Raw genomic sequence first — 11747 nt, 5'->3', positions numbered from 1 at the left:
GGCTCCTCTCAACGCGCCGGCAGAATCTTGCCGCGACATTCGCCGAAACCGATGGAGGCAAAGCCTTCACGGCTGCAACGGGCGCGCAGGATGATTTCGTCACCGTCCTCGAGGAACTTGCGCACTTCGCCCGAAGCCAGCTCCACCGGTTTCTTGCCGCCCTCGGTGATCTCCAGCAGGCTGCCGAACTGCCCGGCCTCAGGGCCGGACAAGGTGCCCGAACCGAACAGGTCGCCGGCCTGCAGCTGGCAGCCGTTGACGCTGTGGTGCGCGACCATCTGCGCCACGGTCCAGTACATGTGGCGGGTATTGCTAAGGGTCAGACGCTGGGGCGGCAGTTGCTGCTCGCGCATCGATTCGGTCAGCAACAGCACTTCCAGTTCGATATCGAAGGCACCGTTTTCCTGGTCGTGTTGATCGAACAGGTACGGCAGCGGCTGCGGGTCGCCGGCCGGGCGTGGCGGCTGGGCCCGGCGGAACGGGGCCAGGGCCTCGGCGGTCACCACCCAGGGCGAGATGCTGGTGATGAAGCTCTTCGACAGGAACGGCCCCAGCGGCTGGTATTCCCAGGCCTGCACGTCACGCGCCGACCAGTCGTTGAGCAGACAGAAACCGGCGATATGTTCCGCCGCGTCGGCAATGGCAATCGAATCGCCCATGGCATTGCCCTGGCCGATCCAGATCCCCAGCTCCAGCTCGTAGTCCAGGCGCGCGCAGGGGCCGAACACCGGTTCGCTCTGCCCGGCCGGCAGGGTCTGGCCCTTGGGACGGCGCACATCGGTGCCGGACGGGCGGATGGTCGAGGCCCGGCCGTGGTAACCGATGGGCACGTACTTGTAGTTGGGCAGCAGCGGATTGTCCGGACGGAACAGCTTGCCGACGTTCTGCGCGTGTTCGATGCCGACGTAGAAGTCGGTGTAGTCGCTGATCCTGGCCGGCAGGTGCATTACGCAATCCGCCGCCAGCGGCAGCAGGTTCGTGCCCTGGGCTTCGATCCGGCCGCGCAGTTCGCTGCCTTCACCCAGCAGTTCCAGCAGGCGCTCGCGCAGGGCCACGCGGGCGCTGCGACCGAGTGCGAAGAAGGCATTCAACTGGCCGCCCCGGGTGGCCTCGACCGCGGCCCTGGCGGCCCCGTCGAACAGACCGGCCTCCAGGCCCGCTTGCAGATCGAAGATATGCTCGCCGATGGCCACGCCGCTGCGCGGGGTCGAATCCTGGCGGCTGAACACGCCCAGAGGCAGGTTCTGCAACGGGAAGTCGGCGTGCCCGTTGGCAGACGCAACCCAGCTGCGCGTGAGGGTTGGTTGAGTCATGGGTTATCTCCGATCCGGGTTGAAGGTGGCGGGCAAGGTCGCCCAGCAAGCGTCGTAATTGTTCTGCAACTGCGGGCAGTCGAGGGCGAAACGGCTCGGGCGCAGCACCTGGCTGGTCTCGAACATGAAGGCCATGGTGTTGTCGATCTTGCTCGGTGCCAGGTCGGCGGCAATCGCCTTGCTGCAGGTTTCGCCGTCCGGGCCGTGGGCACTCATGCAACTGTGCAGGGAGGCCCCGCCCGGCAGGAAACCTTCGGCCTTGGCGTCGTAGGCGCCCTGGATCAGGCCCATGAATTCGTTCATCAGGTTGCGGTGGAACCACGGCGGCCGGAAGGTGTTCTCGGCCACCATCCAGCGCGGCGGGAAGATCACGAAGTCGAGGTTGGCCAGGCCGTGGACGCTGGTGGGCGAGGTCAGGACGGTGAAGATCGACGGATCCGGGTGATCGAAGCTGACCGTGCCGATGGTATTGAAGCGGCGCAGGTCGTACTTGTACGGCACGTTGTTGCCGTGCCAGGCGACCACGTTCAGCGGCGAATGATCGAGTTCGCAGCCCCACAGCTCACCGAGGAATTTCTGTACCAGGGTGGTCGCTTGCTTGAGGTCTTCGTAACGGGCCACCGGCGTGAGGAAGTCACGGGGATTGGCCAGGCCGTTGCTGCCGATCGGCCCGAGGTCCGGCAGGCGCAGCGGCGCTCCGTGGTTTTCGGCGATATAGCCGCGGGCCTGGGGATCGAGCAGTTCGACGCGGAATTTCAGCCCCCGGGGCAGCACGGCGATTTCCAGCGGTTGCAGTTCCAGTACCCCGAGCTCCGTGGCGATACGCAGGCGGCCCAGTTCGGGCACCAGCAGCAGTTCGCCGTCGGCATTGAAGAACACCCGCTCCATCGAACGGTTGGCACGGTAGCCGTAGATGCTGATGCCCGCCGGTTTGTCCGCGCCCGAATTGGCCGCCATGCCCACCAGGCCATCGATGAAGTCGGTGGGCTCGGCCGGAATCTCCAGCGGGTTCCAGCGCAGGCGGTTGGGGGTCACGGCGCCCAGCGGGCCACCGGCCAGTTGCCGGTCGAGCCGGACAAACGCCGGATGATTGGCCGACGGCTGGATCCGATACATCCAGGTGCGCCGGGCTTCGCTGCGGGCCATGGTGAAGGCGGTGCCGGAAAACAGCTCGGTGTAGAGCCCGTAGGGGGCTTTCTGCGGCGAGTTCTGGCCGACCGGCAGGGCACCGGGCAACGCCTCGCTGCTGAATTCATTGCCGAAGCCGGACTGATAGGCCAGCGTCGTGGAGTCGAGGTTCATGGAGCCTCCTGAGGGAGTGGACCGTTGCCTGCCTCGATCATCGACATGCAGCAAGGTCGGTTTGTTTTTATCGGTGCGAAATTATGTATTGCGTAATTCGATTATGCAAAACGTAATTTGATTGACGGTGCCCGTCAAGCTATAAAGACGCCCATTCGTCCCGGGATCACATCGCCTCCATGGAAAAGCCGCGCAGTACCAGCGACAGCAACGGTAAACAGAAAGTCCGCTCGGCCGAGGTCGGCACCGACATCCTCAAGGCCCTGGCCGAACTGTCGCCCAGCACCTCGCTGTCGCGCCTGGCCGAGCACGTGCAGATGCCGGCGAGCAAGGTCCACCGCTACCTGCAGGCGCTGATTGCCAGTGGCTTCGCCGAACAGAACGTGGCCACCAACCACTACGGTCTCGGCCGCGAGGCGCTGCGGGTCGGCCTGGCGGCGCTGAACAGCATGGACGTGCTGCAAGTGGCCGCGCTGCCCCTGGCGGAGTTGCGCGACGACCTCAATGAAAGCTGCTTCCTGGCGGTCTGGGGCAATCACGGCGCGACCGTGGTGCATATCGAGCCGGCAGTGCGCTCGGTGACGGTGGTGACGCAGTTGGGCTCGGTGCTGCCGTTGCTCAGTTCATCCACCGGGCTGGTGTTCAATGCCTTTCTCCCGGATCGCGAGACCGCCGATCTGCGCGAGGCCGAACTCAGGGCCGGCCACCCTCACCCGCTGGCCGATACCGCGACCTATGCCATGACCTGCGAACAGATCCGCCGGCGCGGCCTGCATTTTGTCCACGGGTTATTGATGCCGGGGGTCGATGCGCTGTCGGCACCGGTGTTCAACGCCGTGGGCAAGGTGGCGGCGGTGTTGACCGTGGTCGGCCCGACCTCGCTGTTTCACGCCGATGAGGACGGCCCGGCGGCCAAGCGCCTGCTGACCGCGAGCGAAGCCGTCAGTTGGCGGATGGGCTATCAGCCACAGGACTGACCGGCCCCGGGATTACCCCATCAGACCCAGCGCCTTGGCCTTCGCTACCGCCTGGGTGCGGCGCTCCACCCCCAGCTTGCTGTGGATCCGGCGGGCATGGGTTTTCACCGTGTGCAGCGAGATGAACAACTGGGTGGCAATCTCCAGATTGGAACTGCCCAGGGCGATCAGCTTGAGCACTTCCAGCTCGCGCTGGCTGAGGGGATTGTCCCCCGTGGCGATCAGTTCTTCCTCGAAGCCCAGTGCCGAGAGGATCCCCGGCTGACGCAGGCGCAGCTCACGCAAGGCCTGCTGCAGATGGCAGCGGCCGACCAGCGCCAGCCCCTCGCCGAGATGGGTCTTGGCCAGGGCGCTGCGACCTTCCAGAAAAGCCACTTCCGCCAGGGCCAGGCGGATTTCCGTTTCGATCCCCTGCATGCCCCGCTGCTGTGCCTGCGCCAACAGCTGCGCCAGCGACTCCAGCCCGGCACAGGGCTTGCGCTGATAGACCCGGGCCAGGATCAACAGGTATTCCAGCCGTGGAATCAGCTCCAGGGTGGCCGGTGGCGCCTGCACCGCGTTCGGCCCGCGATAATGGCGCAGCACCCGGGTCAATGCCTCGTCCGCCAGTTCGGGACGTCCCTGTTGCAGCCAGAGATGGCTGCTGATCATCAACAGCACCGCGCGGTACACCAGATCCGGAATATGCCGCTGCTGCATCAGTCGCTCGGCATCGCGCAGACGGACGAAGGCCTGGGCATAGTCGCCGTGGTTGGCATCCAGCAGCGCCAGGCCGAGGAAACCGTACAGGGCGCGCTTGTCCTGACTGCGCAGGCATTCGTCGAGTCCGGCCTGGAAATACTCGGCGGCCTGCTGGTCGCGGCCCTGGCGCAAGGCAATGCGGCCCTGGCGCAACGCGACCCGACCGCGCAACGGGCCGGTCAGGTAACGCTTGGCCGTCAACAGGGCCTGCACGTTATCCAGCAAGGCTTCACTGCGATGCAGGGCGCCACGCTGCTCCAGCAACTGCGCGTGATCCAGTTCCAGCAATGCCTCGAACAGCAACGACCCCTGGGCGCGCGCCAGGCACAAGGCCTCGCGGCTCAACGCCTGGGCCTGTTCCAGCTCGCCGTTGAGCAGGGCCTGCTGGGTCAGCCCCGACAGGCAGAACAGCCGTGCCGGCCACGCCGCCGCCGGCAGATCGTGGAGGGCATCGAGAAAATGCTCGCGCGCCGACCGTGCCTGCCCCTGCAAGTGCAGCAACCAGCCCTGCTGGGCCTGCCAGCGCGCCACCAGCTGGCGTTGGGCCGCGGCGGACGGTTGCGGGGTGAAGCGGGCCATCTGTTCGATGCTGTGGGCCGCCTCGTCGAAACGTCCGGCGAACAGCAACGCCGTGGTGATCAGGCCGAGCAGATGCGGCGTGCCGAACATCAGCTCGTCCGGCTGTTGCTCGTGCAGGCGCAACAGCAGCGCGACGTTCTGGCCCTGGAACAGATAGTCGAAGGTGAAGTTGTGCAGCAGGCTGGCCGCGACCTCGAATTCTTCGGCGGCCAGGGCCTGCTCCACCGCCGCCTGCCAATCGCCCCGGGCACTGAACCACTGGCAGGCGCGGCGATGCCAGGAACGCCCGGCCGGCCAGGGCTCGTCGCGCAGCAGCAGGGTCAGCGGCGCGAAGACCCGCAGCCATTCCGTGGAGTCTTCCCAGGGTTCGATGAAACAGCCCAGCTCCTGCAGGGTGCGCATCCACTGGGCGCCCTCCCCGGCACCGAACAGATGCTCGCACAGATCGGCATTGAAACGCGGCAGATGCGCCAGTACGCGCCAGGCTTCGGCCAGCTCGGGCGCCAGGGCATCGAACAGTTCGTGTTGCAGGTAATCGAGCAGCGTCGCCGAACGTCGCGAGCCGACCTCGGGATCGTTGGTGATCCACGCCGGCGCCTCCAGCAGGGCGACCCGCACACCCGCGCACCAACCGGCGGTGTACTGGCCGATCCGGTCGATGCACTGGGCCGACACCTGGACTGTCGGATTGACCACCAGGCGTTCGATCTCGCCGCGCTCGAAAGCCAGGCTCGGGCCGTCGACCTCGTAGAGTTCGCCTTCCAGCAACAGCCGGGGCCAGTTGCAATGGGGCCGTCGCCGCCCGCCCAGCCACCAGCTCAGGACCGGGCTGCTGACCGCCAGCAGGCGATCGAGCAACTGGTCCAGGGCCGGGTTGGGCAAGCGGCAGTAGTCGTCGAGAAAGATCCAGGTCGGCAGGGTCCAGCGGGCCAGCCGGGCCAACAGGCTCGCTTCATCCCGGGCATCGTCCAGGCCCAGCGCCTCGGCCAGGGCGCAACAGAAGGCCTCGCTGCTCAGGCTGGCGCCGGCCAGTGGCAGCCAGCACACGCCGCAGTTGGGCGCTGCCTGCAACAGGCATTCGGCGAGCAGGGCGCTCTTACCGCTGCCGGCGGGGGCACAGAGCAGGCGCACCCGTGCCGACGATTCGATCAAGGGTGTGCTCAGGCGTGGGCGCGGCAGATGGCGGGAAGATAAACGAGGCAAGAACCCGGGACGATCCAGACGCGGGGTCATGGCGGTCATTGCGGCGGCCTTTTCTTGGTTTTATACCGCCACCCTAGTCCTCATGGGCCGCTTTGTTGAATGAGTATTCAGCACACTGATTGACGGCCATAAGGAAACTGACCGACCGGTCGCGCCCGGCGCGCCGGGTCGCCCCGAGGGATCGCAGGGGCATTTCAAAAACACCCTACGCCGCACAAGGAAAGCTCTTAAAAACAGCGCAGTCCACAAGCCTTACTGTCTTGTTCCACGCTTAAAGAGTTCGTCTCATGAACATCATCAAATACACCACCTACCGCGCAACCAGGAGTTTTGACAGTCGGGTCCGCTTTCTCGTGATGCATTACACGGCGGGCAACTTCCAGGCTTCGATCGACAGTCTGACCGGCCCCCATGTCAGCGCCCACTACCTCGTCCCGGACCCGGCCGATGCGTCCTATATCGCGGCGGGCTTCAACACCCAGAACATCTTCAACCTGGTCAATGAGAACGACCGGGCCTGGCACGCGGGAACCAGTAGCTGGGGCAACCGTAGCAATCTCAACGATAGCTCCATTGGCATCGAGATCGTCAACCTGGCGACCGACGACAATGGACAGTTCACCTTCCCGCCCTACCCCGAGCCGCAGATCGAGGCGGTCAAGGAACTGGCGCTGAACATCCTGGCGCGCTACCCCGCCATCAGCCCGGTCAATGTGGTCGGCCACAGCGATATCGCCGTGGGCCGCAAGAGCGATCCGGGCGCGGCCTTTCCCTGGCAGCAGCTGTATCAGGCAGGCATCGGCGCCTGGTACGACGAAACCACCAGGGACAGTTATCTCAGCCGTTTCACCGAACAGGGCCTGCCACAGCCGGCCACCTTGCTGGCGCAGTTCAAGGCCTATGGCTACGACACCTCGAAAGCGACCTCGGAGCAGGGCTTGTGGCAACTGATCCGCGCCTTTCAATTGCACTTCAGGGCCGACAACCATGACGGCAGGATGGATATCGAAACGGCTGCGCGCCTCGCGGCGCTGGTGAAAAAATACTTCCCCGCCTCGGCGCTCTGAGAGACGGCCACGGCAAGCCGACTCAGGTTCAGGGGCGCTGCTGATTCTTGGGTGCTGCACAGAGCACTGTGGGAGTGGGCTTGCCCACGAAGAGGCCCTCGAGACTTGCAGCGCCGCTGATGGCCCCTTCGCTGGCAAGCCAGCTCCTACAGTGGGAAAAAGCGTTGCCTAGCGCACCCCGCTCGCCCGCAGCGCCGCCGGCGTGTAGTCCGCTGCCTTGCCGACAAAGCCGAACTGGAAGCTGTGTTTCTCTTCGTTCTTCATGCCCAGGGCGATGTAGCGCCCGGCGATCAGGTCGTACAGCGTTTCCACGGTGTAGGCCGGTACCTGGTGATCGTAGTAGAACTGCGCATGGCCTTCGGCGACCCGCCACAGTTGGCCGCGACCGTCGTAGTGATCCACCAGCGCGACCTGCCAGCTGTCTTCGTCGATGTACATATGGCGCCTGGCATAGATGTGCCGTTCGCTCGGCTTGACCGTGCCCTCGATTTCCCAGACCCGGTGCAGCTCGTAGCGGGTCAGGTCCTGGTTGATATGGCCGGCCTTGATCACATCGGTGTACTTGAGGGTCGGCGAGTCCAGCTTGTAGCTGTTGTAGGGGATGTACATCTCCTTCTTGCCGATCAGCGTCCAGTCGTAGCGGTCCGGCGCGCCGGAGAACATGTCGAAGTTGTCCGAGGTGCGCAGGCCGTCGGCGGCCGTACCCGGACCGTCATAGGCGACCTGCGGGGCACGGCGCACGCGGCGCTGGCCGGCGTTGTAGACCCAGGCCAGGCGCGGCTCCTTCACCTGGTCGAGGGTTTCGTGCACCAGCAGCACGTTGCCCGCCAGGCGCGCCGGCGCGGTGACTTCCTGTTTGAAGAAGGTCAGCACGTTGGAACCCTTGTCCGGTGCCAGGTCGGGTACTTCCGACGGCACCGCGGCTTCTTCCTCGAAGGTGATCGGGGTGAAGGAGCCGTTGGTCTGCGGCGTCGCCTGGGTGATGGTGCGTCGCAGGTTGCCACCGTGATAACGGGTGATATGGTTCCACAGCACTTCCACGCCGTTCTTCGGAATCGGGAAGGCGTAGTAGCGGTTGCCGGTGAAGTTCGCCAGGCCGTTGCCGTCGTTGATCGTGGTGACGTTGAGGGCGCTGCGCTTGGCCGAGTCCAGCACCGCTTGCGGCAGGGCCACGGTGCGGTGGGTCGGGTAGACCGGGATCTTGTAGGTCTCCGGATAACGCTTGAACATCGCCAACTGGCCGTCCGAGAGCTTGGCCTTGTACTGGTCGGCGGTGGCCGCGGTGATGACGAACAACGGCTTTTCATTGGCGAACGGGTCGGCGAGGAAGCCCTTGCTGTCCACCGCGCCGGCATTTTTCGGGATGCCGCCGGTATAGGCCGGGATCGAGCCGTCGGCATTGCCGGCCTTTTCCGCGCCGATCGGGGTCAGGGTGGTGCCGAGCTTGGCCGCTTCCTCCGGGGAAACCGCCGCCATCACGTTGGCCGCCAGCAGACTCAGGGCCAGGGCGCCGCATTGCAGGATCATCTTACGCATAAAGTAGTCCTTTTCAGCCTTGATCAGAAGTTCGCGCCGACGCTGAGCGCGAGGAAGTCACGGTCGGTCAGGGTGTTGTAGCGGCCACCGAAAAAGTCGGTGTAGCTGAGGCTCGCGGTGTAGGTGTTGCGGTAGTCGGCATCGACACCGATGCTCACTGCCTTGGCGCCTTCGTTGAAAATGCCGTTGGGACCGTAGCCCTTGACGTCATGGGACCAGGACAGGTTGGGCTTGAGGTTGACCCCGGCGAACACGTTGCTGTAGTCGAGGATCGCCCGGGCGCGGTAGCCCCAGGAGGTGGCGGTGACAAAGCCGCCGGTATCGCCCTGGAAGCCGTACGCACCGTAGACCGAGTCACGCCCGTAGCGCAGTTTGTCCTTGGACTCCAGGCCACCGACGTAGGTGATCCCGGCCTCGCCCACCAGGGTCAGGCGATCGGCGCCCATGACCTGGTCGAAGAACTGCGTGAGGGTGGTTTGCGCCTGGGTGATTTCCTTGCGGCGATAGCCGGTGTTGTCGGAGCCGGCCGTGGTTCTGATCGGCGAGGCGGTGCCGCCGGCAATCGGATTGACCAGCGCCAGGGTCAGGTCGGTGGTGTTGAGTTGCACCGGGGCGTTGGGACGATAGCTGATCTCGCCACTCCAGGCGGTGCCGGTCGGCAGCGTGGTGGAGAAGCTGGCGCCGTAGAGACGGATATCTTCCGGGTATTCGAGGTAGTACTGACCACGTCCCAGCATGATGCTTTGCGCCAGGCCGCTGCGGACAGCAGCCGGTGCCAACGGCAGGATGCTGCCCAGTGAATTGATGGTGCTCTGGCCTGCGGTGGTGGTGCCCACAGTCGGCGTCCGGCTGTGGTAGTTCATGAAGTAGAGGCCGTATTCGGTGTCACTGCCCAGCCAACGCAAGGCCATGCCCCATTGACCGCCATCGCGAGCCTCGCGGTCGTTGCTGCGCTGTACCACAACGCCCTCTGGAGTGACCTCGAAGCCCTGCCCAAAGGCAGCCGCCAGTGGCTGCAACGGCGCGATGGCCGGGCTGCCGACGGTGTAGTTGTTGTTGCACCCGTGTTGCACCACATCGTTGCCGAAGAAGGTCCCGCAGTTGTCCACCACGGTGTTTTCCCAGTTCAACTGGTAGAAGCCCTCGACCGTCAGCGCATCGGTGAGGCTCTGGGAAGCGAAGAACATATTGACCGGGATCAGGCCTTCCTTGATCTCGGCGCCGGGCCGGCGGAAGGCCGAGACGTCGATGGGGTTGATGCTGTTGATGGAGTTGCCGATAAAGGTGCTTTCGCCCCAGCTGACCACCTGCTTGCCCAGGCGCACGGTGCCCGGCAGGTCGGCGATGGAGTAGTTGTGGTAGACAAAGGCGTCGAGCAGTTGCGCGCCGGAAGAGCGTGCCCCTTCGTCGCGATGATGGTCGCTGAGGTCCTTGAACGGGCGGTCGCCGTCGGCCAGTTCGAAGTCATACCAGTACTTGCCACGAACAAACACACCGGTATCGCCGTATTTCAGTTCCAGGTCGTGGATGCCCTTGAAGATCTTCGAGAAGGTATCGCCCTTCTTGAAGTTCAGGCGCCCGTCATCACCGGTGGAGGCCTGCCCGGTACCGCCGTTGGTAACCCCTACCAGTTTCTTGTCGGCATCGCGCATGCCCCAGCTCGCGCCGACCGACAGGGAAGAGTCGAACTTCCCTTCGATCTCGCCGATGTTGAACGAAACCGCGTTGGCCTGGGCGCTGGCGCCCAGGGCCACGGCGATAGCCAGCGCCTGCGGCGTGAAGATGGCGCGCATTGTTGTTTTTGTCATGCGTCTTCCCCGGTGAGTGACAGAAGCCTTCACCCTACCCACCGCCAGCGGGAGCGATAAGCGCACCAAGGAGGTATTCGCGTTGTACCTCCAAAGGATGAATGCCCGCACCGGCACGGGCTTGCAGGGCACCATCGAAACGCTGGATGGCAGGCCATAGCGGGGATGGATGAAGGTCGTCGGCACACGGACCGACCTCGGGGCAACCGCCAGCGACTGTTACTGCGAATGCAACAGTGATTGTCACGAAGCGCGCTTTTTCAGACAGCCACAATTGCTTATTCTTACCTGGCTTTCAGAAGGAATGGCTTGAAGGGTTGAAACTTCGAGACAGGTTCCGGCATCGAGTCACCGGCTCTGCACTGAGGGTTGTCCTGGCCGTCGCGGCTGAACGTTTTTCGATATCCGCCCCAGGGTTGGCGGGTCATCATCGCGCTGTTCACTGACGTTGATTTGTAGCTCCTTGATCAAACGTCTTCCCTTGGCCGCTGCGTTTGCAGCGGCTTTTTTTATGGTCGCGCAATTCAATTCCTATAAACGAGTAGGAATAATAACGAACCACTGTAGCTAAACTCTCTTTTGCCGACCTCAAGGCCTTTAACTGTCATATCGCATAAAGATTCAGATTTTCTTCCCGATAGGACTCTCGTCATAAATCATTCAGGAGAGTCACTATGTTTGACTACGTCAACAGGGTGATGAATCGAGTCGCGCCCTATGTGCATCACGTCAGGGATGAGTTCAAGACTTCAAGCGGGTACACGAGGGAAGAAGAAGATGCCAGCGCCCGACTTAGGCAATTTTGGGCAGATACAGATATCCCCATCACCGAACAGCTCAAGGAGCTGAAGCTTGACCTGAGCGACTTCAATGGAAATAGCACGTCAAACAGAGAACTTCACGCTATAGGGTTAGCACTGTACCAGACTGGATTGCTAGATATGACTGGAGTCATTCTGCTCGGAGCAATAGGGTCACAATACAATGCACAGGGAACTCAAATAAATCGCGATACAAAACTCGATGCCGTGACTGAGACAAAAAAGCAGCTTAACGCAGTCACCGAAATGGTAAACGGTGGCTACGCCGTCGCCAAAGATATGATCCCCAAGCAAAAATTCATACTAACCGTATTGAAGGGGCTTCAAGAGTATTCGAAAATCCAAAAAAACAACAACCTGATAGATATAACAGTCTAATTATCAACAACCCGCCTCCATA

The 11747-nt window shown here is 63.3% G+C and carries 8 protein-coding genes; 3 read left to right on the top strand and 5 right to left on the bottom strand.

Going from position 1 to position 11747, the window contains the following annotated elements; all coding sequences use genetic code 11:
- Positions 1-8 precede the first annotated feature (8 nt).
- Together fahA and hmgA are read right to left on the bottom strand one after the other, a co-directional pair.
- The gene (gene fahA, locus KI243_RS05450) at positions 9-1313 is read right to left on the bottom strand and encodes a fumarylacetoacetase (RefSeq protein ID WP_177108620.1); all 1305 of its coding nucleotides are present in this window, start codon (positions 1311-1313) and stop codon (positions 9-11) included.
- A 3-nt stretch (positions 1314-1316) separates the two neighbouring features.
- Positions 1317-2615 (bottom strand): homogentisate 1,2-dioxygenase, encoded by a 1299-nt coding sequence (hmgA, locus tag KI243_RS05445; RefSeq protein ID WP_212810590.1) that lies wholly within the window; start codon positions 2613-2615, stop codon positions 1317-1319.
- A 179-nt stretch (positions 2616-2794) separates the two neighbouring features.
- Here hmgA and KI243_RS05440 point away from each other — a divergent pair, with 179 nt between their 5' ends.
- Positions 2795-3592, top strand: a complete 798-nt coding sequence (locus tag KI243_RS05440) for an IclR family transcriptional regulator (protein WP_212810589.1) — start codon at positions 2795-2797, stop codon at positions 3590-3592.
- 12 nt (positions 3593-3604) lie between these two features.
- On the opposite strand, the gene KI243_RS05435 is transcribed toward KI243_RS05440, so the two are convergent.
- Positions 3605-6154, bottom strand: a complete 2550-nt coding sequence (locus KI243_RS05435) for a LuxR C-terminal-related transcriptional regulator (RefSeq protein ID WP_212810588.1) — start codon at positions 6152-6154, stop codon at positions 3605-3607.
- A gap of 248 nt (positions 6155-6402) precedes the next feature.
- On the opposite strand from KI243_RS05435, the gene KI243_RS05430 reads away from it, so the two are divergent.
- A complete protein-coding gene (locus KI243_RS05430; protein ID WP_177085539.1) occupies positions 6403-7182 on the top strand; it encodes an N-acetylmuramoyl-L-alanine amidase in 780 nt (259 codons plus the stop codon).
- Between the two features lie 168 nt (positions 7183-7350).
- Here KI243_RS05430 and KI243_RS05425 read toward each other — a convergent pair whose 3' ends face one another.
- Positions 7351-8718 (bottom strand): DUF1329 domain-containing protein, encoded by a 1368-nt coding sequence (locus KI243_RS05425; protein WP_212810587.1) that lies wholly within the window; start codon positions 8716-8718, stop codon positions 7351-7353.
- Positions 8719-8741: 23 nt separating this feature from the next.
- Positions 8742-10526: a DUF1302 domain-containing protein gene (locus tag KI243_RS05420; protein ID WP_177109525.1), complete on the bottom strand. Its 1785-nt coding sequence runs from the start codon at positions 10524-10526 to the stop codon at positions 8742-8744.
- 674 nt (positions 10527-11200) lie between these two features.
- On the opposite strand from KI243_RS05420, the gene KI243_RS05415 reads away from it, so the two are divergent.
- On the top strand, positions 11201-11725 hold the full coding sequence (locus tag KI243_RS05415; RefSeq protein WP_212810586.1) for a hypothetical protein: 525 nt from the start codon (positions 11201-11203) through the stop codon (positions 11723-11725).
- The last annotated feature ends 22 nt before the right edge of the window (positions 11726-11747 follow it).

This window comes from Pseudomonas sp. Ost2 (genome assembly GCF_018326065.1).
Lineage (GTDB): Bacteria > Pseudomonadota > Gammaproteobacteria > Pseudomonadales > Pseudomonadaceae > Aquipseudomonas > Aquipseudomonas gingeri.
This window is presented reverse-complemented; position numbering and strand designations above follow the sequence as displayed.